The sequence below is a fragment of the Pseudoalteromonas citrea genome, from assembly GCF_000238375.3.
Lineage (GTDB): Bacteria > Pseudomonadota > Gammaproteobacteria > Enterobacterales > Alteromonadaceae > Pseudoalteromonas > Pseudoalteromonas citrea.
Genome location: NZ_AHBZ03000027.1, coordinates 633,539 through 657,314 on the forward strand (window position 1 = coordinate 633,539; position 23,776 = coordinate 657,314).

The 23,776-nt window shown below is 40.4% G+C and carries 17 protein-coding genes; 14 read left to right on the forward strand and 3 right to left on the reverse strand.

Annotated elements, in window-relative coordinates:
- Positions 1-67: 67 nt before the first annotated feature.
- From PCIT_RS20845 to PCIT_RS20855, 3 genes are all read right to left on the reverse strand, one after another.
- On the reverse strand, positions 68-2,239 hold the full coding sequence (locus tag PCIT_RS20845; RefSeq protein WP_010361948.1) for a tetratricopeptide repeat-containing sensor histidine kinase: 2,172 nt from the start codon (positions 2,237-2,239) through the stop codon (positions 68-70).
- 152 nt (positions 2,240-2,391) lie between these two features.
- Positions 2,392-3,339, reverse strand: coding sequence for a carbohydrate kinase family protein (locus PCIT_RS20850; RefSeq protein WP_010361949.1), 948 nt, complete (start codon positions 3,337-3,339; stop codon positions 2,392-2,394).
- Complete coding sequence (locus tag PCIT_RS20855) at positions 3,339-4,529, reverse strand: AGE family epimerase/isomerase (RefSeq protein ID WP_010361950.1); 1,191 nt, start codon at positions 4,527-4,529, stop codon at positions 3,339-3,341. The genes PCIT_RS20850 and PCIT_RS20855 overlap by 1 nt, the downstream gene beginning before the upstream one ends.
- A gap of 134 nt (positions 4,530-4,663) precedes the next feature.
- Between PCIT_RS20855 and PCIT_RS20860 the strand changes: the two genes are divergently transcribed.
- The 14 genes from PCIT_RS20860 to PCIT_RS20925 all read left to right on the forward strand — a co-directional run bounded on the left by PCIT_RS20860 (position 4,664) and on the right by PCIT_RS20925 (position 23,401).
- The gene (locus PCIT_RS20860) at positions 4,664-5,932 is read left to right on the forward strand and encodes a sugar MFS transporter (RefSeq protein ID WP_010361951.1); all 1,269 of its coding nucleotides are present in this window, start codon (positions 4,664-4,666) and stop codon (positions 5,930-5,932) included.
- 158 nt (positions 5,933-6,090) lie between these two features.
- Positions 6,091-8,442 (forward strand): GH92 family glycosyl hydrolase, encoded by a 2,352-nt coding sequence (locus PCIT_RS20865; RefSeq protein WP_010361952.1) that lies wholly within the window; start codon positions 6,091-6,093, stop codon positions 8,440-8,442.
- Positions 8,442-9,206, forward strand: a complete 765-nt coding sequence (locus PCIT_RS20870; protein WP_010361953.1) for a basic secretory protein-like protein — start codon at positions 8,442-8,444, stop codon at positions 9,204-9,206. The genes PCIT_RS20865 and PCIT_RS20870 overlap by 1 nt, the downstream gene beginning before the upstream one ends.
- Positions 9,207-9,462: 256 nt before the next feature.
- The gene (locus PCIT_RS20875) at positions 9,463-11,352 is read left to right on the forward strand and encodes a methyl-accepting chemotaxis protein (RefSeq protein ID WP_010361954.1); all 1,890 of its coding nucleotides are present in this window, start codon (positions 9,463-9,465) and stop codon (positions 11,350-11,352) included.
- Positions 11,353-11,583: 231 nt separating this feature from the next.
- Positions 11,584-12,336, forward strand: coding sequence for a DUF3450 domain-containing protein (locus PCIT_RS20880; RefSeq protein ID WP_010361955.1), 753 nt, complete (start codon positions 11,584-11,586; stop codon positions 12,334-12,336).
- 10 nt (positions 12,337-12,346) lie between these two features.
- Positions 12,347-13,714 carry a MotA/TolQ/ExbB proton channel family protein gene (locus PCIT_RS20885; protein ID WP_010361956.1) on the forward strand — a complete coding sequence of 456 codons (1,368 nt, stop codon included), beginning with the start codon at positions 12,347-12,349 and terminating at the stop codon, positions 13,712-13,714.
- A 2-nt stretch (positions 13,715-13,716) separates the two neighbouring features.
- Entirely contained in the window at positions 13,717-14,244 is a 528-nt protein-coding gene (locus PCIT_RS20890; protein WP_010361957.1) for a MotA/TolQ/ExbB proton channel family protein, read from the forward strand.
- Between the two features lie 23 nt (positions 14,245-14,267).
- Positions 14,268-14,678, forward strand: a complete 411-nt coding sequence (locus tag PCIT_RS20895; protein ID WP_010361958.1) for an ExbD/TolR family protein — start codon at positions 14,268-14,270, stop codon at positions 14,676-14,678.
- A gap of 3 nt (positions 14,679-14,681) precedes the next feature.
- Positions 14,682-15,287 carry an energy transducer TonB gene (locus PCIT_RS20900; protein ID WP_010361959.1) on the forward strand — a complete coding sequence of 202 codons (606 nt, stop codon included), beginning with the start codon at positions 14,682-14,684 and terminating at the stop codon, positions 15,285-15,287.
- 24 nt (positions 15,288-15,311) lie between these two features.
- Positions 15,312-16,616: a tetratricopeptide repeat protein gene (locus PCIT_RS20905; RefSeq protein ID WP_010361961.1), complete on the forward strand. Its 1,305-nt coding sequence runs from the start codon at positions 15,312-15,314 to the stop codon at positions 16,614-16,616.
- A 205-nt stretch (positions 16,617-16,821) separates the two neighbouring features.
- The gene (locus tag PCIT_RS20910; RefSeq protein ID WP_010361963.1) at positions 16,822-18,507 is read left to right on the forward strand and encodes a hypothetical protein; all 1,686 of its coding nucleotides are present in this window, start codon (positions 16,822-16,824) and stop codon (positions 18,505-18,507) included.
- Positions 18,508-18,583: 76 nt separating this feature from the next.
- Complete coding sequence (locus PCIT_RS20915; protein ID WP_010361964.1) at positions 18,584-21,268, forward strand: TonB-dependent receptor domain-containing protein; 2,685 nt, start codon at positions 18,584-18,586, stop codon at positions 21,266-21,268.
- A 575-nt stretch (positions 21,269-21,843) separates the two neighbouring features.
- Positions 21,844-22,956 (forward strand): aspartate-semialdehyde dehydrogenase, encoded by a 1,113-nt coding sequence (gene asd, locus PCIT_RS20920; protein ID WP_010361965.1) that lies wholly within the window; start codon positions 21,844-21,846, stop codon positions 22,954-22,956.
- 103 nt (positions 22,957-23,059) lie between these two features.
- Positions 23,060-23,401 (forward strand): hypothetical protein, encoded by a 342-nt coding sequence (locus PCIT_RS20925; RefSeq protein ID WP_010361966.1) that lies wholly within the window; start codon positions 23,060-23,062, stop codon positions 23,399-23,401.
- Positions 23,402-23,776 lie beyond the last annotated feature (375 nt).

The following is a 23,776-nucleotide window of genomic DNA, read 5'->3' on the forward strand; positions in this document are numbered from 1 at the left end:
TTTAGATATATTCAGTAGTGAGATAAAGTCTGTACTTTGTTTATTTAACTGGTCTTATATTATTTCACTACTGTGTTTGAAGAGGTAAAGATAAGCTTACCTTGAGCCCACCTAACTTACTTTTCTGTGCTTTAATATCTCCGTTATGAAGTGTGATCACTTGTTTTACTATTGCTAACCCAATGCCATGGCCTGCAATATTGGTTGTTGCTAAATTAGGTGTTCTGTATAAATGGTCAAAGATGTGTGGTAAATGTTGGTCACTTACTGTGGGGGCTGAATCTTCAATGATAAAGACTAAAGCATATTTTGTGACTCGCATATTTAAGGTGATACAGCCTGGGCTATGAGTATATTTAATTGAATTGTTGATAAGGTTCGATATAACTTGGCGGATTCTTACAGGGTCAATATGAATGGTGTTTATACTCGTTTGACTTTGGTATGAGTATTGATATTTGTGCGACGTGATCAAAAGAGGTAAGTCGGTTTCTATTTGAGCTGAAAACTCGGAGATGCTTTGGGACCTTAATGCTATTTTGAATTGAGCTTCTTCAAGTAATGCTATGCCGGCCAAGTCATTAATCAAACTATGAATATCACCAAGTTTATTGTCTAGGCGGTTCAAGTTTGTATCATCTCTAGGCGAGATATTATGTTGCATCGCTTCTAATTGCAGCTTTGCTGCTGTAATAGGCGTACTTAAATCATGGGCAATTTGTGAAAAGAGGGTATTTCTTTGCATGATGATTTGGTCTAAATAGAGATTTTTTTGATTAAGCAATTTTTTGTTACTAAGACTGCGCAAGAAGAAGAATATAAAAACAATACTGATTATGGTAAACAAAAGTAGTATTATCAATGCGCTATTTTGTGATTTAGATAGTTTGGTTTGTATTTTTGAGTGTTCTAATTGACTATTCTTTATTAGAATATCTTTGTTCAAAGACTCTAGGGAGTTTTGCACGTACGCGAGTTCTTTATCTAAGTTAGTTTGTGCATATTGTTTTTCTAATTTCGTAAGCTGTTTTTGCCAGTCATATGCGTGCACATAATTATTTTCTTTTTCATATAACTCAGCCAACATTTGGGTAGCGGCTATTTGCGTGAGCCAAAAGTCATGAACTTTAGCTTGTTCTAATGTTTTCTTTATAAGTTGTTTTGCCTGTTGTGTATTACCGAGTAGAAAGTGAATGCGGCTAAGGTGTAATAAACTTTTACTCTTTAAATGAAAATCACCTTTCGCTTTATTTGCAACATTTACGACTTGTTCTTGCAATATCAGCGCTTCTTCAAACTTCTTTTGTGCAGTTAAAGTCAGTGATAAATTGTGCTGTGCCCAAGCGACATTGCGTTGACTTTTTGTCGCGGTAAATGCGTCAATTGCTTGCAGCGCATAGGTTTTAGCAGTGTCAAATTGACCTAATTTATACGTATTATAACTTAGCTGTGCAAGACTATGCCCGATATGGGATAAGTCAGCAGATCTCTTATCTATTTCATAGGCTAATTTGAAATATTCGACCGACTTTTCATAGTTGCCTATATCTGAGTAAGATACAGCTATCGCGTATAATGTACCTGCCTTTTTACTTTCGCTTATCTTTAGTTTAGTTTCAATTTCAAACTTTTTTAACTTATACATTAGCGCGAGCTTAATCTGATCGACTTGTTCTAGTAGTCTTGCGATACTATGATACAGGCTAGCGAGTAACAGGGGAGTAAGCTGTGCCTCGTATTCATCAAAGTGATGGGTGATCAGGTTTATACCTTCATAATATCGGCCAGTATTATGGTATAAATTAGCGAGATCTGAGAGTACTCTAGTCTGCAATTCAAAGTGACCCAACTTTCTATATGTGTCTAATGCATTACTCAGATACATGTCGCTGGCATCGTAATGGTGATTATTGTAAAGGACTTTGCCTAGCCGGTGTTTAATTTTAGTGTGAAGCAGGGGGACATTCTTTGTCGTTGGTAACGTCTTTTTAAGTATACGCTGGGCTTCATCCGCCTGACCTGTATTGTCTAACGATTTCGCCAATAGGACCACAAAGTCGACCTGAAGTTCTAAATCATTCGACTGATTTATTTGCGCTTCAATTGACTGAATTAAACGAATTCGTTCTAGATTATTGTGCAGTGAGTGGGCGTGTGCCAGTTGACTGTGTAACGGGCTCTGCTCGGTGGCTAAACTAGCATTTATCCAAAACAAAAAACAGAATACAATTCTTGCCAAATTTACAACTCTTTATCACATAATTGAGCGTAAAGGATATATCATATTGTATCTGCTAGCGAGGAGATATACTGCTCTTAGTTTTAATATGAGCTCTTAGTAGGAGGAACTAACCTGTTTGTCAGTTAGTTCATCACCTTCTAGGTTGTGTATCACTCAATTGTTGCTATATCTGATGCTGCTGGCAGTGACGAGAATGCCCCCTTTTTTTGAACAGCGAAAGCACCACATTTACTCGCATAAAGTATCGCTTCTTTTATGAATGCACTATCTGATAGCTTTGATTTATTATTATTGCCTACCAGCTGCGCGATTAAACCACCGACAAATGCATCGCCAGCGGCTGTTGTATCAACTGCACGTACGGTTGGTGGAGATATAAGACCACTGCTACTATTAGTAAAGTAACGTATGTCATTTGCGCCATCAGTAATAATGAGACATTTCACATTTGCTTTGAGTATTGCGGCAATAGTGACGTCCTCATGCTGTTCTGGGTGACTGTATTGATTTAGAAAAGTGAGCTCTTCGCTCGCCAGCTTTACAACATCACTTAACGAAATAACATGCCAAAGCCGCTCTATCGTATGATTTAATGACGACCAGAGGTTGAGCCTTAAGTTCATGTCAAAACTTGTAAGTAAGCCATGCTTTTTAGCTTGAGTCAGAGCATAAATCGTTGACTTATATATATTTGATTCGGTAAGGCTATTACTGCAAACATGGATAAGTGTATGGTTATGGAACATTTCGGTATCGAAGTCATCCACTCTAAAGAGGAGATCAGCTGCAGGTGGACGGTAAAAACTGAAACTGCGTTCACCATTTTTATCTAACGATACAAATGCCAAAGCGGTTTTGGCTTTATCGGTAAATAAACAATATTGAGTATTAACGTTATGCTCTTTTAGCTCTTGTTGCAAAAACTCACCAAACATGTCCTGACCTACCATGCCACAAAAACTTGCACTAACACCTTGTTTTGCCACAGCTACGGCCACATTAGCCGGTGCGCCACCAGCAAATTTAGTAAACGACTCAGGGGTTTTACCGTCGGATAAAAAGTCGATTAATGCTTCTCCAAAACAGACAACACTCATTATTTTAGCTCTTCTAATTCATAGGCACGTAAGACCTCATAACAGGCCCCCATAGTGTGATAGTCAGTTTTTCCTGCTGGACTTTTTTCATCACTATATGCACGATTATCTTGTGTGAGAATACGATACCATGCGCCATAATTATGGTCGATCATATGCGTCCAACTGTATTGCCAAATTTTGTCGTACCATTGCCAGTATTTATCGTCACCCGTTGCTATTGCCAGTAATGCTGCTGCTGAAAAGCTTTCCGCTTGAACCCAGAAATATTTATCGCCGTCGCAAATACTAAAGTCGGGCGCAAAGCCATAGCAGATCCCCCCATGCTCATTATCCCAAGCATGATCAAGCGCAGAATCAAACAGTGCTTTAGCCGTGTCTATCATCCAAGGCTCGCTTTTATGACGGTTCAAGATCAGTAAAAGCTTAGTCCATTCAGTTTGATGACCCGGTTGAAACCCCCATGGTCTAAATAGTTGCTTAGGATCATCTTTGTTATATTCCCAGTCAATGTGCCACTCAGTATTATAGTGTTCCCATACGAGCCCGTTTGCTAACGCTGCTTTTTTCACTGTCATAGTGTGTGCTAAATCATAGGCGCGAGCTAAAAACTTATCATTCTTAGTCGCTTCAAAGCACATTAACAGGGCTTCACACATATGCATGTTGGCGTTTTGTCCTCGATAGTCATCAGGAGATTGGAATTGGCTATCATATTCATCGAGGTATAATTTGTGTTCTGTTAAATAGTATTTATCTTCAAGTAACTGCCAAACATTTTCTATTGTATTGTTAGCGCTTTCAACTCCCGCTTTTAGCGCAACGGCATTAGCAAGTAACACAAACGCAAGTCCATAACAATGATTTGTTGTATCTGATGCAATACCGTTTTCAATGAGCCACGCATAACCGCCATTACTTTGTTTATGGACGTTTTCTAAGTAATCTAAGCCATGCACAATAAGTTCACGACGTGATTTGCTAGGCTCAGCTAAATAAGCCATTGCGTAGTTAAATACAAATCGTGTACTGGATACCAAATGCCGTGTGCTTTTGTCGTAAATATCACCGTTGTCTTTAAAGAACTGATAAAAGCCACCTTGTGGATCAATACAATTAGGATGATAGAAATTCATAGTAGTATTAATGTGCTTACGTAAAAAATCAGCACTTCTAAAGTCTTGCGGCATCCGACGCTCCATTGTTATTTTGATAACTAACTTTAGCATCATTTGAAATTATATGGAACGATCCAATAAAACATTTGTGATTTTCTTGTAACAATGTGTAGAATCTGGCTATCCCTTTTAATGGAGTATCTCTTGTGAGTGAAATTAATACCAATCAAAGCTTTGTAGCAAATGGCGGCACTAATAATCAAAACTATGCGTTGCCACTAACAGCTATGACCACCCTGTTTTTTCTTTGGGGGTTTATTACTGTTTTAAATGATGTGCTGATCCCTCGTTTAAAAGACGTGTTTGACTTAAGTTACACTGAAGCGATGATGATCCAGTTTTGTTTCTTCAGTGCGTATTTTATAGTGTCGTTACCCGCGGGCATACTGGTAAAACGATTTGGTTATAAAAATGGCGTATTAAGTGGCTTAGTGGTTGCGTCAATCGGTTGTTTATTATTTTATCCTGCTGTTGTGGTGCATGAATATTGGCTGTTTTTAACGGCATTATTTGTGTTAGCTGCCGGTATCACTGTATTACAAGTATCAGCTAACCCATATGTTGCAGCGCTTGGTCCGGAGAAAACAGCATCAAGTAGACTTAATCTTGCGCAAGCGCTGAACTCTTTAGGAACAACCATTGGTCCGGCTGTTGGTGGTTTTTTGTTGTTTGGTGGGGCGGGTGCGCTTGCGGCAGAAGCGGGCTCCGATGCAGTAAAAGTACCTTATTTGATGCTTGCAGCGGCATTACTGACGATCGCTGTTGTATTTGCGTTTTTAAAGTTGCCTGAAATTAAAGCACATACAGAAGAGCAAGACTGTAAAGCAAAGGACCATAATTTGCTTGAAGCACCACACCTAGTGATGGGGGTTTTGGCTATATTTTGTTATGTGGGCGCTGAAGTGGCTATTGGTAGCTTTTTAGTGAACTACTTTGCAGAAGGCCATATAGCTGGGCTTGCTGAGCATGAAGCTGCAAAGTATATTAGCTACTATTGGGGTGGTGCGATGATAGGCCGTTTTGTTGGGTCAGCAGTATTACAAAAAGTTGCACCGTCTAAAGCACTGTTGTTTAATACGCTGTGTATAGTTGCTTTGTTAGCCTTAACGATTCTCACCGAAGGCAGTATTGCGATGTGGTCTGTATTGGCGATTGGGCTATTTAACTCAATCATGTTTCCAACCATCTTTTCAATGGCAATTGAAGGTCTAGGTTCTTTAACCAGTAAAGGCTCAGGTTGGTTGTGCTTAGCCATAGTAGGTGGTGCAATAGTACCATTACTGCAAGGTGTGTTTGCCGATTCAATCAACATTCAATTAAGCTTTATTGTTCCAGCGATATGTTATGTTTATATTGCTTGGTACGCTATTAATGTAGAAAAACTTGCAGAGCGCTGGGCGCGTCAAGTTGGGTGAATACGTAATTAAGTGAGTAAAGGCAAGCTGAGGCTTGCCTTTTTTATATCTGTTAACAAAATTCTATCGCAATACTGTTGAATACGTATTCATTATGGGTGTAGTATTAACTATCTTGGAACGATCCAAACAAGTTTAATAATAAATAGGAGAGGCAGATGCAACGCTCATTATGGGCTTTCGCTTTGGCAGTTACTGCAACAAGTGCGCTAGCAAACTCAAAAGAGACCAGTAATACTCAATGGGTAGACACATTTATTGGTACTGGAGGCGATGGCCATACATTTCCAGGTGCAGTTGTGCCTTTTGGTATGGTGCAATTAAGCCCTGATACTGACAACCCGATGCGTGGTGAGTCACAGCAAGCTGAAATCTATAAACGTTGTGCTGGCTATCATTACGATGACCATACAATTACGGGTTTTTCTCATACGCACTTTTCTGGCACAGGCCACTCTGATTTAGGTGATCTGCTAGTGATGCCAATGACGGGTGACATTAAAACATCGGCAGGTACTGCCGAAAACCCAGAACAAGGCTATCGCTCTCGTTTTAGCCATGATAAAGAATGGTCTGAACCTGGGTATTACGGTGTTGAACTGCAAGATTATGATATTACCGCTGAAGTAACAGCAACCACACGTGTTGGCATGCATAAATATACATTCAATAGCGCCGATAAAGGCCATGTTATGTTTGACCTTACCGCTGCAATTTATAATTTTAAAAACAAAGTTATTTGGAGTGATTTACGTAAGGTTGATGATCACACATTAGTCGCTTACCGTGCTACAAACGGTTGGGCACGTAACCGTCAAATGTACTTCGCGATCAAGTTCTCAAAACCAATAAGCGAATACCAATTTATCAATGAAGATGACAACCGTTATCGTTGTATGGGGTGTTTAGGTAAAGAAAAACACTCAACGATAGAAAACAAAGCGGTCAAGCAAGCTGCGGGTAAAGCGGTAAAATTTGTTGCATCTTTCGATGATGTAAAAGGTGAACCTCTTTATATTAAAGTGGGTTTATCTGCTGTAAGTCGTTCAAACGCGCTGGAAAATTTAGATTCTGAAGTACCAGGTTGGGACTTTGATAAAACGCGTCAGGCTGCCAAAGTACAGTGGGCTAAACACCTAGATAAAGTTGATGTAACAGGAACCGTGGCACAAAAACGGCAATTTTACACGGCGCTTTATCACACTTTACAAGCCCCGAGTATTTATCAAGATGTGAATGGACAGTATCGTGGTGTTGACGGTGAAATTCATGAAGGTAAAGGCTTTGAGCATTACACGTTATTCTCTTTGTGGGACACGTATCGTGCTTTGCACCCGTTACTGACGTATATCGCGCCTGAGCGAGTATCAGGCATGATCCAGTCAATGTTGGTTCATTATCAGCAAAGTTATGAAAAGATGTTACCAATCTGGTCATTTCATGCTCACGAAACTTGGACAATGATTGGCTACCATGCTGTATCGGTTATCGCTGACGCCTATTTAAAAGGGATCAGAGACTTTGATACTGATTTAGCGGTTGAAGCAATCCTTAGTACGGCAAATAATCCAGTATATGATGCTATTCCTGAATATAAAAAGTTTGGCTATGTGCCAATGGATGTATTGCCAGAGTCAGTATCGATTACGCTTGAGTATGCGTATAACGATTATGCGATTGCACGTTTATTTGAATCGATGGGGAAAACTAGCCTATCGAAAGAGTATTATGCGAGAGCGATGAGTTATAAGAATGTATTTAACAAAGAAACAGGTTACATGCGTGGTCGCGATAGCAACGGCAAATGGGATCCTGACTTTAATCCATTTGAAGCAAAGTATATGGGACCATTTACTGAAGGGAATTCCAAGCAGTATAGCTTTTACGTGCCACAAGATGTAGCAGGTCTTATCGACTTAATGGGCGGCGATGACAAGTTCGAGCAGCGTTTAGATGCATTATTTGACACTCACTTATCCGATGACATGATCAAAGAGCACGAAGACATCGCTGGGTTAATAGGTAACTATGCCCATGGTAACGAACCAAGCCATCATATTGCTTATTTGTATAACTATGCCGGTAAGCCTTGGCGTACACAAGAACGTATTCGCCAAATTATGGATACACTGAGCTCTGATAAACCAGATGGTTTAGCGGGTAATGATGATGTTGGACAAATGTCTGCTTGGTATATTTTCTCCGCTATGGGCTTTTACCCTGTTGCACCTGGCGATTTAAGTTACGCAATTGGTGCGCCGCAAGTGGAAAAGGTAACGTTGAAGTTGGCGGGAAATAAAACCTTTACTACTTATGCAAAAGGCTTAAATGCTGAAAATAAATACATTCAATCAGTGACACTAAATGGTAAAGCATTTAATAGAAACTACCTAACGCATGATGATATTGTTGCTGGTGGAGAGTTACGCTATGTAATGGGGAGCAAACCAAATAAAGCGTGGGGCCAGCGAATTGGCGCACGTCCACCTGCGTTGTCGGAGTATAAGTAATGAAGTATGGGTTAAATAACTTTGTTATTGGCTGTGTTGCGTTAGCAAGTACACATGTATTTGCGGAGGAGCCTGCACAGCTAGATCTCTCTTTAAAACCGGTGAGTTATATTGGAGATATTGGTTGGCAGAGTTTCAGGCTTCCTAAAGTAACGTTATCTCGTACATCGTCTGTGGCGAATACACATTGGAATACCCTCGATAATGGGCTAATTCAGCAGATTAGTTATAACGTTGCACGTCTGCTGTATCGTGATGTCGGCAAAGCTCCGCAGTTACCTACGCTCAAAATTGTTTTTGAAGATATGAAAGGGGTTGCGTACAAAGAAGGTGACTTTAATGGCGCAATTATCCATCTTAGTGCACAGTACTTTGAAAAGTTTGCTACAACACATAGTGAACAGGCCGTGTATGATGAGTTGATTGGTGTGCTGTATCATGAAATAGCCCATGCTTATCAGCTTGATGACCATAACTATAAAGAAATAGGTCCAGTGATTGAGGGGATCGCTGATGTCGTCAGAATGAAAGCAGGGTATGTTGATTTTTCTCATCGTAAAGTAGGTGGAGCATATGATAGTGGTTATAAAACCACGGCTTTTTACTTACATTGGCTAGAGCAAACGCTTAAACCCAACTTATTGGTAGAGCTGAACGCTCAATTAGATCCAAATGATGATATCAAATGGAGCTGGGCATTGTTTGCCAAAGAGTCGGGTATTTCGCTCACAGAGTCTTGGAATAAATACCAAGAATCTTTATAGACTATGAAAGCTGCTTATCCCTTGTAAGCAAGAATGTTGTGTTGTTGTACCAAAGGTGAGCTTGCTCACCTTTTTTGTTGGTCCAAATTAAGCATTTTATGCAATACTAAATTAGTATTTTATTAAACTATCTAACAGATCGTCCGATAAAGAAGAGACATACTTACGCAATTTTGTTAAGTATGGATAAAGCGAATTATCATTTTGACAACATGGTAGTTAGCCTCTGCATTAAATATATAAGAATAGGCTCAGGATGTTCAAAACGTTTAAATTTACCAGTAAAGTAACAATCGCCGCATCGTTGGTTTTAGTCATGGTATTAGGGTTGTTTACCATAAATAACTTTATTTCAATGCGCAACCAAACACAGATACAGCTCACCGCTGTACTCCAAGAAATTTCTCAGTCAGTGTCTCAAAATATAGCGAACTGGTTAAACGATCGTTTACAAGTGGTCGAATCGGTTGCTTCTGGTCATCTTAAGTCAGACTCAGAGCAACAAATTTTACGCAGGTTAAAAACCGCAGACATTGCAGGCGATTTTAAGAATGTATACGTGGGTATGCCTAGTGGTAAATTTGTGCTGGACGATCCCAGTATTCAGCTTCCATCAGATTATGACGCAACAACAAGACCATGGTATAAATTGGCGCAATCAAAGCGCAGTACAGCATTCACCAATCCATATATTGATGTAACCACCAATGAGCTAACTATTTCTGCCGTAGTGCCTATGTTCGACGGAGGCGCTTTTTCTGGTGTTGCAGGTGGTGATATCGACATGAAGACCATCACGGGGATCATCAGTGAAATTGATTTTTTAGGATTTGGCTATGCGTTTTTACTCGATGAAAACGGGCGTATTTTATCTCACCCAGATCACGACTTTAATGACAAACCTATGGCTGATTTGTTTGGCCGTAAAATCGCACTAAGTGAAGAGTTTGTGGAGCTTGAAATAGACAATCAAGAAAAGCTGGTGTCTTTTATAGAGATCAGAGGGATCAAGAATGTTGACTGGTATTTGGGTGTCGTGATTAATAAGGAGATAGCTTACTCTTCAGTTTCATCTTTTAGAAACATGGCCGCCATTTATATGATTTTGGGTGTTGTCGTTATTGTGGTAATGCTACAAATATTGCTTAAGTACCTTATGCGTCCAGTTGTTAACTTAAATGAAGCAATAAAAGACATCGCGCAGGGAGAAGGAGACTTAACTCGCCGTTTAGAGGTTGAGAATGACGATGAGTTTGGTGAATTGTCCAGTTACTTTAATCTGTTTATTGCGAAAATCCATGATTCAATCGTTCAAGTGCGCGATACGACCGTTGCGCTTGAGCATTCAGTAGAGCATTTAGTAAAGCAGACACAGTCTACGCTGGATATGTATGGCGATCAGTCAAAACGCACCGACAACGTGGCAACAGCAATCAATGAGCTTTCGTCAAGCGCTGTTGAGATTTCTAATAATGCGACGCATGCGTCAGAACTTGCCAGTGAAGCGAATCAGTTGAGCGCCGATAGCCAAACTGCACTCAATGCAAATATCACGGAAATAGCCTCATTAAGTGACAAGATGTCCAAAGCGCAATCGACCGTTGATAGTTTAGATAAACACTCAGCAAGTATTGGTCAGGTGCTAGAAGTGATCAAAAGTGTCAGTGAGCAAACCAATTTGTTGGCATTGAATGCGGCTATTGAGGCGGCACGAGCAGGTGAAGCGGGCAGAGGGTTTGCGGTTGTTGCCGATGAAGTCCGCCAGCTAGCTCAGCGAACACAAGAATCAACCCAAGAGATTGAGAATACCATTGGAGAGCTGCAGCAGGGCTCAGCATCAGCGGTTGCTGTGATGAATTTAAGTCTAGAGGATTCTGCTAAAAGCGCGAGTCAAGCTACTGAAGCGGGCCACAAAATGACTGAAGTGAGTAATGCTATTGAGTCAATTGATGGAGTAAACCACGCAGTTGCAAGTGCCACTGCAGAGCAGAACTCAGTGATACAGTCTTTAGATAGTGATATTCATCATATAAGCGATTTAAGTATTCAAGGTGCAGAGAACTTAAATGGAACACTGTCTGAATGTCGCCAATTACAGGCTCAGTTTGATGAATTAGAAAAAATGGTGCTCAAGTTCAAAGTATGAATTTAGCCTAGTGAAAATATAATGCGAAAAAAGCCAGCCAATATTAGCTGGCTTTTTTATACCTAAACCAACGGTATATTGTGCAAAAATATTCAATAAACCCGTTCCCAAGATGGTTGATTTCCCTAATGTGACAACTGTCATGTTTTTGTATTTTTATCGCAACACGTTTGTCATTAAAGAACTTTAGACTGCTCGCAACTTAATAAAGATAAACCTAAGGTGTATGCGATGAAGTGCGTTAAACCCCTGCTACTTGCAAGTGTACTTGCAACGACAGCAAGCGTCCAAGCGAACGACTTAAACCAAGTCATAGATAAGAGCAATGCGATTAACGAATCAGCTCAAAAGACTCAAACAAAAATTAATTCAATTTCAGACTCAATGCAATCACGTCTACAAACGTTCAAGACGTTAAACAAAGAAATTGATGGCTTAGCGGTTTACAACGCACAACTAGATAAACAAATTAACAACCAACTTGAAGAGATGGCAGCAATTAATGCTTCTATGGATCAGGTGTCTGTTATTGAGCGTCAAATTACACCACTAATGTTACGTATGATCACTGGCCTTGAGCAATTTGTGGCGCTTGATGTGCCATTTTTAGCAAAAGAGCGCGCAGATCGCGTAAGTACTTTGAAAAATATGATGGAACGTGCCGACGTTACCTCAAGTGAAAAGTTCCGCCGTGTCGTTGAAGCGTACCAAGTAGAAGTGGATTACGGACGCACCATTGAAGCTTATACCAGCTTATTAGATGTAGATGGACAAGAGCGTGAAGTCGACTTTTTGCGAATTGGTCGGTTAGAGCTGCTTTATGTGACAAAAGATGGCAGTCATGCAGGCAGTTGGAACCAACAAGCACAAAAGTTTGTTGCGGTTGATGACACGGCGATCAGCCAGATCAACAAGGGGTTAAGAATAGCTCGTAAACAACTTGCCCCAGATATGCTTACTCTCCCTGTCCACGCATCTAAATAAGAGGTCCAAGATGAAATTTTTAAAGCAATTTAGCCAAAAAGCAATCTTGGCAGCCACATTGACACTATCAACGACTGCATTTGCAGAAGAAGCCATTAATCTAGATGCGTTGCTAAAAACACTCGAGCAAGGTCAAGCGGTTCAAACTGAACAAAACAAAGCACGTGAAGCTGATTTTCGTAATAAACAAGATCAGCAAGTCGCGATGTTAAATGCGCTGACAAATAAACGCAATGGCGAGCTGAGTCGTTCAGAGCGACTAGAAACCTCTTTTGAAGGCAATGAAATTCAGTTACAAAACTTAACTGATACGTTATCTAAGCGTATGGGTTCATTAAAAGAGCTGTTCGGCGTATTGCAACAAGTGGCGGGCGACTCTAGTAATAAATTCCAAACGTCAGTTGTTTCTGCACAAATCCCAGGCAGAAGCGCATTTATGGATGAAATGGCGAAGAAGATGGGCTCATCATCTCGTTTAGCGTCTATAGAAGACATTGAAAAGGTGTGGTACGAGTTACAACGTGAAATGACCGAGCAGGGTAAAGTGTCACGTTATAACAGCGAAGTTATCGTTGCTGGTGGCAGTAAAGTAACTAAAGAGGTTGTAAGAGTTGGTGCCTTTAACTTAATCGCTGATGGTAAATATTTAACGTATAACCCAGTGACTAATACAACGTCTGAGTTAACTCGGCAGCCTTCATCACGATTCACTGAAACTGCAGCACATTTACAAGCAACAACGGCGGGTACAGCTGCGTTTGCACTTGACCCAACCGGTGGCTCAATTTTAGGGTTACTTGTTCAAGCGCCAAATACTGAAGAACAAGTACATCAAGGTGGTGCGGTAGGGTACGTTATTCTCGGCGTAGGTGTATTAGCACTACTTATTGCGTTAGAGCGATTCTTTTCATTAATGATCATGGGCGCAAAAATACGCCGCCAGCTTAAAGATGATGTGGCTCGTGAAGACAATCCACTAGGGCGCGTAATGAAAGTTAAAGAGCAATATCCAAACGTCGCGTACGACACTTTAGAGCTTAAGTTGAGCGAAGCGATATTACGTGAAATGCCAAAAATTACGCGTAACTTAACGCTAATTAAAATAATCTCCGTCGTTGCGCCGTTACTCGGCCTATTGGGTACAGTGACAGGTATGATCAATACATTCCAAGCTATTACCTTATTTGGTACGGGTGATCCGAAGTTAATGGCTGGTGGTATTTCACAGGCACTTGTTACAACGGTATTAGGCTTGGTTGTAGCCATTCCAACAGTATTCTTATATACCTTACTCAATACGCGTTCAAGAAACCTATTATTAATCCTTCAAGAACAAAGCGCTGGGATCATTGCAGAGCGTAGCGAAAAAGGAGCGTAATCGTGGTGCTATTGATTGAAGCAATCAATACGCTCAGAGAGTTCTTAGATACAGGTGGTCAGGTTCTCCTGATCATCGGTCTAATTATCTTCGCTATGTGGCTGTTGATTTTAGAGCGATTCATGTTCTTGTTCGGGCGGTATAGGACATACAAAAAAGATGTCTTAGCAGGATGGGTAAACCGACAAGAACGCAATAGTTGGAATGCTGAGCAGATCCGCCAAGCACAAATTTCACGGGTAGGTATTAGGCTTAATGCAAACTTACCCTACATTAATGTAATGGTTGCATTGTGCCCCTTGCTTGGATTGTTAGGTACGGTGACCGGGATGATTGAAGTATTTGATGTGATGGCAATCACGGGAAGTGGTAGTGCGCGTTCAATGGCTTCAGGCGTTTCAAAAGCCACAATCCCAACGATGGCCGGTATGGTCGGCGCATTATCAGGTGTATTCGCATCAACTTATCTTCAGCGCAAAGCGAAGCGCGAAGTTGAGTTACTAGAAGATAAAATGTTACTTGACCATTAATTGGTCAAGTAAAGGAGAAAGTTATGAGAGCCCCATTAGCAAAAGTATTTCAAGAAGAAGAAGCTGAAGAAATAAATATGACACCCATGTTAGACGTGGTGTTTATCATGCTTATTTTCTTCATTGTGACAGCATCATTTGTCAAAGAAGCAGGAATAGACGTGAATCGCCCTGAAGCGGCAACGGCGGTAAAAAAGCAGCGAGCAAATATATTGGTAGCGATTTCTGATAAAGGTGAAATTTGGATCAACAAGCGTCAAATTGATGTGCGCGCTGTACAAGCCAACATTGAACGTTTAAAGGCAGAAAACCCACAAGGCAGTGTTGTAATTCAGGCTGATAAAAAAGCGACAACTGAAATGCTGATAAAAGTGATGGATGCATCTCGTGCAGCGGGTGCCTTCGATGTGTCAATTGCAGCACAGGAATCATAAGCCATGCGTTATTTAATAGCACTTGTCGTTGCAGGTGTTGTTACTTTCTTTTTGTTCTTGGGTATGCAAGCGCTTATCCAAGGCGGGGAAGGGGCAATGACTGAACCTGTCAAAGGAAATGTACTTGATTTTGTTCGTTTGAAAAAAGAAGAGACGGTACAAAAGAAAGAGCGAAAGCCACAAAAACCACCTACACCAAAAGAGCCGCCACCACCGATGGACGCGCCGCAAATGCAAAGTACTAATCTCGATGCTGCGGGTGCAGACTTTGATTTCAGTGCAAATGTAGAGGCTGATGTAAATCTGGCTGGGGGGCTTGCACTAGAATCGAGCGATGGCGAATATTTACCGATTGTTAAAGTTGCACCTGTTTATCCTCGTCGTGCTTTATCTCGGGGTATTGAAGGATATGTGATTGTAGAGTTTATAGTGACTAAAAACGGCACTGTTCGAGCGCCTAAAGTTATTAATGCAGAGCCGGAGTCTATTTTTGACCGAGCTGCCCTAGACGCTGCTTTGAAGTTTAAGTACAAACCGCGGGTCGTCAATGGTGAGGCTGTGGAAGTGGCGGGTGTACAGAATAAAATATCATTCCAAATCAGTGGTTAATGTGTTTGAAGTGAGGATGCGATTATGAAGAATTTTAAAAAATTAGCGCTGTTCAGTGCCCTAGTTATGTCAGGTGTTATTGGACCCACTATGCTATCCATCACACCGATTAGTGATATTGGTGTGGCTTATGCAGAAACCAAAACGAAGCGTGTCCCAGCGCTAAGAGAAAAGGTATATAGTCAGCTCGCTCGTGCTCAAAAGTTAGCTGATGATGGAGATGTACAAGCTGGGCTTGAAGCACTAGATAGTATAAAAGACAGAGCTTCTAGTATGAACTCGTATGAAATAGCCATGATGTATAATTTTTATGGATTTATTTATTATAACGAAAATAACTTAGCTGAAGCGATTGAATCATTTGAATTGGTGGTAGCGGAAGAGGGGATCCCAGAATCACTTCGCTTATCGACTACCTTTAGTCTTGCACAATTAGCGATGGCTAACGCTGACTACAATAAAGTCAGTCAGTATTTAGACTCATGGGATAAAATAAATAATAAGCCAATCCCTGAGTCATATTATACTCTCAGAGGGCAAGTTCATTATCAGTTAAAAGAGTATAAGAAAGCATTAGGGTATATTAACTCTGTGATTTCAATTTCTGAATCCAAGGGCGATATACCAAAAGAGAACTGGCTGGTTTTACAAAGAGCTCTACATTACTCATTAAATCAACCTGCTGAAGTAGTATTAGTACTTGAAAAAATGGTTAATTTATACAATAAACCAAATTACTGGATCCAACTTGCAGGTATGTATGGGGAAACAGGAGAAGAGCAGAAACAATTAGCGATATTTGAAGCAGCCGATCAGCAAGGGTTTGTGAGGTCTCGATCAGAACATATGCAGTTGGCACAAGTTTATATGTTCAATGGGTTGACGTACAAAGCTGCAAAGGTGTTACAACGAGGTCAAAAGTCTCAAGTTGTCGAAAATAATGCTAAAAATAACTCGTTTATTGCAGAGGCATTCGTGCAAGCTCGAGAGGAAGAACGTGCAATACCGTATTTTGAAAAAGCCAGCGACCAATCAGAGCATGGAAACTTTGATCAGCGTTTAGCCGAAGTGTACATAAACCTAGAGCAATACGATGAAGCCGCCGATGCAGCGCGAAGTGCTTTAGACAAAGGAGATCTAACATTTGAGGCAAATGCTTATGTCGCTTTGGGAATGGCCCAGTATAATCTGACTAATTTTGATGCATCTATACTGGCTTTCGAGCAAGCAGAAAAGCATAAAAAGTCATCGAGACTCGCAAAACAATGGATCAAGTATGTCAAAAAAGAAAAGCTGCATGCTGATACATTAAAGCAAGCTTTACTGTAAATTTATAATCGCAACACCAAAGCCACCTTCGCGTGGCTTTTTTCGTTTTCACTATTTAATTGATATATAACTTTAAATTAATGTTTATTAACTTTTAATGACACTTTATTTTTGTAACCTGATTGTCATTTATTTAATCTAACTTAGCCGCATCAGATTTAAACACACAAATAATAAATTTATATTTCTAATATTGGAGTTAGCAATGGAATTACAAAACGTTTTTAAAGTATCAGCAATTGTGGCAGCAATGGCACTTACTGGTTGTGGTGGTGATATTGAAGTAACACCGACAGTGAATGACACAAGTGTTAATAACTCAAACAATACAACAAACAACACGAACACAGGCGACACTCCAACAACTCCAGATCCTACTGACCCTGTTACACCTACTAATCCGTGTACATCTCGCACAGTCTCTGGCACTGAAGTACAAGGTACTTTCCAAGCACCGCATTGTGTGTATGGAACAGACTTTGCCGGCAAAAACTTAGAGATTGAATCTGACGTTACTTTTGCAGACCTAGAAAATGACGGCGCGCACGTATTTAAAGGTGCATTACAAATTGGTAAAAACTGTAACACAACAACAGGCTGTACGGTTCCAGATACTGGTCCTACATTAAAAGTTGAAGCAGGTGCAACCCTTGCGTTTACATCAGGCGAAGCGATTATTCGTATTGCACGTGGTGCGAAGATTGATGCGATTGGTACAATGGAAAAGCCTATCTCATTTACGTCAGCAAATACCATTGAAGCATTTGATTTGGCGAACATTGGACCACAGTTTGCAGATTGGGGCGGTATTATTATTAATGGTAAAGGCTTAACAAACCAATGTACGAATGCACAGCGCGCTGAAAATACGTGTAATGCAGATGCCGAGGGTATCTCTAGCCATTTCGGTGGTTCTGACAATACAGATGGTAGTGGCCATATTAAATACGCTAACATTTGGTATGCAGGTTCAGGTCCTCGTGATGGTGGCCCGGGAGATGACTTAAACTCATTAACACTTAATGCTGTTGGTTCTGGTTCAAGCTTCGAATATATTCACGTTCATCAGGGTTTTGATGATGGTATAGAGTTTTTTGGTGGCGCATCAACAATCAAAAATATTGTTGTTACTGACACACAAGATGATGCGATTGACATTGATGCAGGTTGGCAAGGTAAAGCCCAGTTTATTTATGTCCAGCACGGCACAATCAAAACTAAGAAAGACGTAACATACCAAGATGAAGACGGCAATCCAGCGCTAATCCCAGCAGGTACGGAAGGCTTTATGGGTAACAATGGTTTTGAGACTGATGGTGAGAAGAATGGCGGCGATGACTACAGTGAAGTACCAGCTTCTAACCCAAACATTGCCAATGTAACGGTTGTAACCACAGACGGTAAGTCAATCCGAGACAATGATCCTTCGCAAGCTGCTAAATTTGATGATGCGATTAAGAGCCAATATTACAATGCTTTGTTTGTTAAATCTGAAGGCGCTAATGGTACTGATTGTATAGAGTTTAAAGACTCAGATGCAGCTGCTAACGCCGAAGCTGATACTTTGAACTTTCATAACTCGGTTATGGCTTGTGTAAGTAACTTTAAGTCTGGCTCTGACCCACTACCAAATGGTGAAGTGAAAGAAGAGTGGTTCAAAAATGCAGGGTCTAGCTTAGTACTTGATGGCGTACAAGATGTGTTAGCAGCAGATGGTTTTTCTACAAACGCTGCATCTACTGCAATTACAGTGCAAGCGAACGACTTGAGTACGTTAAATGATAGCTTCTTTACGCCTGTTAACTATATCGGTGCAGTATCTAGCGCTGATACATCAAGCGATTGGTATAAGTGGGTTCAAAAAGCAGTAACGGCTGCTAACAACGACTAATTGTAAAAATTAGGTTGTTATCAAAAAAGTAGGCGCAGTCGTTGCGCCTTTTTTATGATTTTTGGCAGGAATGAAAATGAATAAACACATTAAACTAAAAAAAATAGCGCTTGCTGTAAGTACTACGCTTATGGTCGGTGTGTCAGTGCCAACTTTCGCAGTAGAAGATCAAACTATTGAAGAGGTTGTCGCTGTTGGTAATCGCTTGCAAGGCAGTGCGGCGGCGGTAATTGAAGAGCGTAAAAATCAAGCGTTCGTTGCCGACATTATGGGCGCAGAGCAGTTATCTCGAACTGGCGACAGCGATGTTGCATCAGCACTTCGTCGTGTAACAGGTTTGACGCTCGTAGACGGCAAGTTCGTGTATGTACGTGGTTTGGGTGAACGATACTCAAGTGCAAGACTTAATGGTGCATCGGTTCCGAGCCCTGATTTGACCCGTAATGTTGTACCACTCGATATTTTCCCTTCCAGTATCATCGAAAGTTTAGCGGTACAAAAGGCATATTCTCCATCTATGCCTGCAGCATTTGGTGGCGGTAACATAGATATAAGAACTAAATCTGTTCCTACTGAATTTACAGCAGGTATTGAAATTGGTGTAGGTCAAAACTCTAATGCAACTGACGGCTTTACCTATGACAGGGGTGAGGGCGGTATTCCTGAATCATTGCAGCAGGGGGTTGTTCGATATCGTGGCGATTTTAGCTTAGGCGCGATCGTAGATAAAGATATGTTAACTGGAACAGATACGCAAACGCGTGCTGATCAAGCTACTCAAGTAAATAAAGCCTTGTTACTGTCGTTGCCACGAGACATTACAGTAAAAGAAGAGTCCTTGTCGCCTAACTACGATATAAAAGCAAATATTGGTGACAGCTTTGAAGAACCGTATTTTGGTGGCACAATCGGCGCGATGTTAGCCGCGTCCTATGATAAGGATTGGAACTACAGTGACCGCAGAACTGCGGTAGTCGACGACTCTTTACAAGATGGCTGTAGTTCGTCATTAAATAGTGCCGAAAATGCCTCTAACTCTTGTTATGTTAGCGTTAAAAACTCCAAAGTGACGACAGAAAATGAGCGCATTAATGGCGTGTTTAATATCGGCTATAAATTAGATCAGCACAGCATTACCTATTCGAAGATTTACCTCGAAGATAATGAAGATGAACTTGAGCTTGCCGTGCTTGAAAGCCCTAACGGCAGTACTGTTAGAACCGTTTTTGGCACAGGCGAGGCACAAAGGCAACACAAGTTTAATTATGAAGAGCGAACACTCGATATTGATCAAGTAATTGGTCAACATACATTTTTAGATCTTGGTGGTATTGGCTTTGACTGGCAGTACACTGAGTCCACAGCTGAGACAGATATTCCGACAAATGTTGATTACAAGTTCATTGACAGTTATAACGAAGCGGGCCAATACGAAGGCTCGATTGTAACTGGTGATGATAATCGTGTTACTTACAATTTTACGGATATGGAAGACTATGTGAAGTCTTACAGTGGTAATGTAACGCTACCACTGACGTTTAGTAAAACAGAAGTTACGTTAAAAGCAGGATATGACTTTACAGACAGGGCTCGGGTTTATAACACCTCAAGTTTTGTCGTGAATAATGAGACTGGTATATCAATTCCGATAAACTCTGAGGATGGATTGCTTGGCTTAACCGATTACCTTAACGACGAATTTGTTGGTAACAATGACTTTTTATTGAGCTTTAACGAACCAACAGCACCAAGTGCTGATGATTACATTGCGGCGCAAAAAATAGATGCTGGCTATTTAGAATTTGATGTATTCTTTGACAATATCTGGCGTGTGAGTGGCGGTATTCGTTATGAAGACTTTAAACAAGTGTCTATTGGTACCTCAAGTCTGATTTTTGACCGAATAACTCAGGGTATATTTTACGACGCTGATAAAATAGAAGCGGGCACAGTTAATGACGATGATTTCTTCAGTGCGCTATCGTTAACGTATTTGGCCGATGATAACTATCAAATTCGATTTGGTTATGGGGAAACCGTAGTTCGTCCAGATTTGAGGGAATTAGTTGCTGTTGCGTATTTTGACCCGCTAACAGATATTAAAACGTTCGGTGTTGCTGGCTTAAAAAGCAGTGATTTGAAGAACTATGATGCGCGCTTTGAGTATTATATGGATAACGGGGACAATTTCTCTGTTGCAGCATTCTACAAAGATATAACAGCGCCTATTGAAACAATTTTAAAAGTGGGTGACGAGGATTATACTGCGACATTTGTGAATGGTGATGAGGGTGAAGTTTACGGTATTGAAGCCGAGTGGATGCATGATTTATCGTATGTCACCAGTGGCTTATTTACGGCTGGTAACATTACATTAAGTGACTCCGAAGTCTCAATTGACCCTGCGTTTGCAGGTAACCTAAGCAACACAACCAAACGAATGACGGGTCACTCAAAATATGTTGTTAATTTACAATTGAACTATGACTCGGCCGATGGCCAACATAGTGGTTCTCTAGTTTACAATGTGTTTGGTGAGCGAATTTTGGCGTCAGGTATTGGTGGTCGCGAAGATGCGTTTGAGGAGCCGTTCCATTCTCTTGATATGGTTTATACTTGGTATCCTGATTTTAACTCTAAAGTGAAGTTTAAAGTTAAGAACTTACTAGGTGAAAATCAAGAAGTAACACAATCTGGTTATGCTGTGCGAAATAAAGAGTCAGGTACAGCCTTGAGTGTAAGCTACAGTTACGAGTTTTAAATCTTAACGGTAGAAAGGTTAAAAAGCCGAGTCTCATACTCGGCTTTTTTGACCCTAATCAAAAATCCCTATATTTTTAAATTAAATTCATATTTTAAATGGACTAGTACAACCTTCTTTTGTATAGTACGTCACATTAAAAATAAACATTAAGTTCATATGCTTAATGTCATTGTCATCTTGTTAACTTAAGATGTACAAATCGCTTGGATATAATAATAACTTCTACCAAGTAATGAGACCCGAGTTCTTTTTTTGCGCTACTGGCGCTTGATTGGGACAACCTTTACATGTTGTATCCAAACCCCGCTTTGCGGGGTTTTTTATTTAGTGCTACTTGTGCCTTGTTTGATGTTATTTATAATTAATAAATTCAATGTGTAAGCTTCATCATTACGCTTTTTTACCTTTACCTTCTAATTAGTCAAACAGCTCCATGATTGCGTTGCTTGCGTTCTTATATGAAATAACTTTTATGCATTAAAGAAACGCTAGAAGTCCTCTTCGTAATTTGATACTTTTAGACGTCTAGACTCACGCAATGACTCTAAATTAATTACATAAAGGTAAAGAATATGAATAAAGTGGGACTCGTTGGTTGGCGTGGCATGGTTGGTTCTGTATTAATGGACAGAATGCAAGCTGAGGGTGATTTTAATAATATAGATGCACATTTTTTCACTACCTCTCAAGCAGGTCAGTTAGGGCCAGATTTTGCTTGTGAACCAAAACCATTGCTAAATGCGACTGATGTGAGTGCTTTATCACAGATGGACATTATTATTTCATGCCAAGGTGGAGACTATACTAAATCGGTCTATCCAACATTGCGTGAAACAGGCTGGCAAGGTTATTGGGTAGACGCAGCATCAGCGCTTAGAATGGCTGACGACAGTATTATCGCACTAGATCCGGTTAATAAGGATGTTATTCAACAAGGCCTAGAGCAAGGTGTTAAGACATTTGTAGGCGGTAACTGTACTGTGTCTCTGATGCTGATAGCGCTCGGTGGACTGTTCGAGCAAGACCTTATTGAATGGGTTAGCCCTATGACATATCAGGCTGCATCTGGCGCTGGGGCACGCAATATGCGTGAACTGATCACACAAATGGGTGAAATCCATAGCTCGGTTGCACAACAGTTAGCTAATCCATCTTCGGCTATTTTAGAGATAGATAAAATTGTTGCCAATAAGATTAAAGCGGATGATTTGCCTAAAGATCAGTTTGGGGTGCCGTTAGCTGGTAGCTTGATCCCTTGGATTGACGTACCCATGCCAAGTGGCCAATCGAAAGAGGAGTGGAAAGCTCAAGTTGAGGCAAATAAAATTCTTGGCTCATCTAAGTCTCCTATTCCTATCGATGGCTTATGTGTGCGTATTGGTGCAATGCGTTGTCATTCACAAGCAATGACCATAAAACTCAAAGCTAATTTACCTGTAGATGAAATTGAGCGTATATTAGCCTCTCATAATGACTGGGTTAAAGTGATACCAAATGATCGTCAACAAACTGCGGAGGAGTTAACGCCAGTAAATGTTACGGGCACGCTCGATATACCCGTAGGCCGTATACGAAAGCTAACGATGGGCCCAGAATACATCAGTGCGTTTACGGTGGGCGACCAACTATTATGGGGTGCCGCTGAGCCATTACGTCGCATGCTAAAAATAATTTTAGCTAATTAGATAATTAATCTGTCACGTATTATTTATAAAACCTTAATACTCTGTATTTATATTAATTCAGTACTAAATACGGTACTGGATTAATATACATTAAGGAAAACAAATGAAAGGATATATTAGAGCTGTTGCGGCAAGTGCGTTGATTTTTGCAGCGCAATCACATGCGGTTATCTTCACGTGTACTGGTTATGTTCAGTCGGTTTACTCAGTTGGAAATAATGCATTCGAAGTAAAGTACAATAGAAGTTTAAGTAATTTTCAGAACGAACCTGTCATTATTTATCCGGAGCAAAGCTATTTGCTTGGTCCTGTGCTTAATGCTATTCGTGAGAGTGAACAAAATCAGACCAAGTATACTTTAGTTATTGAGAATCGTGACAGTGGCGATAGAAGATGTCACGATGGAGAGAGTGGTAACGCATTATTAGCGATAACACGTAGTTAAATACATCGCTTATGGAGAGTGAATTAACTCTCCTTATGAATTAAAGGCTCTTGGCAAGAAGGGTTGGCAAGTTTTTAGAGCCTTCATTTAAGACTAAGTATCTCCAGCTTTATTATAAAAGTACTTTCCTCTTTTGACCGCTTTGTAGTTAACTTTAGGTGCTTTAATCATAACTATAAAGTGCTTGACGACTCGGCTTATAAGTAAAAAATTTATTAGTGTTGTGATATCGCTAAAAGTAACATCATATCTAGCTAGATAACCTATCTCCTAAACGATACCCTGCTAATTAAAACGATTTAGCTTTATTCACGACTGAGGTTATAAGTTAACTCCCCTGTTGTAGCTACCTTCAACTATATGCTTATGATTTAT

Bases quoted from the DNA above. Each gene is read 5' to 3' on its own strand.
- PCIT_RS20910 (WP_010361963.1), top strand. From the start codon at position 16,822: ATGGAATTACAAAACGTTTTTAAAGTATCAGCAATTGTGGCAGCAATG.
- PCIT_RS20870 (WP_010361953.1), top strand. From the start codon at position 8,442: ATGAAGTATGGGTTAAATAACTTTGTTATTGGCTGTGTTGCGTTAGCA.
- PCIT_RS20895 (WP_010361958.1), top strand. From the start codon at position 14,268: ATGAGAGCCCCATTAGCAAAAGTATTTCAAGAAGAAGAAGCTGAAGAA.
- PCIT_RS20875 (WP_010361954.1), top strand. From the start codon at position 9,463: ATGTTCAAAACGTTTAAATTTACCAGTAAAGTAACAATCGCCGCATCG.
- PCIT_RS20855 (WP_010361950.1), bottom strand. From the start codon at position 4,529: ATGCCGCAAGACTTTAGAAGTGCTGATTTTTTACGTAAGCACATTAAT.
- PCIT_RS20925 (WP_010361966.1), top strand. From the start codon at position 23,060: ATGAAAGGATATATTAGAGCTGTTGCGGCAAGTGCGTTGATTTTTGCA.
- PCIT_RS20850 (WP_010361949.1), bottom strand. From the start codon at position 3,339: ATGAGTGTTGTCTGTTTTGGAGAAGCATTAATCGACTTTTTATCCGAC.
- PCIT_RS20915 (WP_010361964.1), top strand. From the start codon at position 18,584: ATGAATAAACACATTAAACTAAAAAAAATAGCGCTTGCTGTAAGTACT.
- PCIT_RS20900 (WP_010361959.1), top strand. From the start codon at position 14,682: ATGCGTTATTTAATAGCACTTGTCGTTGCAGGTGTTGTTACTTTCTTT.
- PCIT_RS20865 (WP_010361952.1), top strand. From the start codon at position 6,091: ATGCAACGCTCATTATGGGCTTTCGCTTTGGCAGTTACTGCAACAAGT.
- asd (WP_010361965.1), top strand. From the start codon at position 21,844: ATGAATAAAGTGGGACTCGTTGGTTGGCGTGGCATGGTTGGTTCTGTA.
- PCIT_RS20905 (WP_010361961.1), top strand. From the start codon at position 15,312: ATGAAGAATTTTAAAAAATTAGCGCTGTTCAGTGCCCTAGTTATGTCA.
- PCIT_RS20885 (WP_010361956.1), top strand. From the start codon at position 12,347: ATGAAATTTTTAAAGCAATTTAGCCAAAAAGCAATCTTGGCAGCCACA.
- PCIT_RS20880 (WP_010361955.1), top strand. From the start codon at position 11,584: ATGAAGTGCGTTAAACCCCTGCTACTTGCAAGTGTACTTGCAACGACA.